The 444-nt window shown below is 64.6% G+C and carries 1 pseudogene; it reads right to left on the reverse strand.

The features are described 5' to 3' along the window. Positions 1–352, reverse strand: a pseudogene (locus NHN26_RS17405) (IS481 family transposase); the annotation flags it as partial. Positions 353–444 lie beyond the last annotated feature (92 nt).

Genomic DNA, 444 nt, shown 5'->3' on the forward strand with positions numbered 1-444 from the left:
TCAGGTCCTGCAGTCGGGACACACCATGCCGGCGCAGACAACGATCCAGCCCGGACCGCGACGCGTTCGGGTTCAGGAACTCGCGCACCACCGCGAGCAGGTCGTCGAGCGGCAATAGCAGCGTCGTCCGCAGGGATACGGCAACCGCCTCCTGGGCCGGTGTCAGCGTCGTCTGCAAACGATGTGCCGTGTGACTGCGGTCGTGAACGCTGTCCCGCTTGCGCCATTTCCAGACCGTCTGCTCGGAGATGCCGTAGCGCTCCGCCACCATCCAGGCAGGCTCGGTGCTGGCCTGGATTGCAGCCCGGATCTTCGGCGTTGTCGTCGCCTGCTTGTGAAGAGAAATCAGCATCCTCGCCCCGCGTCCCGAACCTCACCCAGCAACGATCTTGCCATGAAGAGCGCAGAGCGGCGAGGGTCTATGTGATCGTCCGGGATGGGACA

The organism is Rhodovulum tesquicola (genome assembly GCF_024128855.1).
Lineage (GTDB): Bacteria > Pseudomonadota > Alphaproteobacteria > Rhodobacterales > Rhodobacteraceae > Rhodovulum > Rhodovulum tesquicola.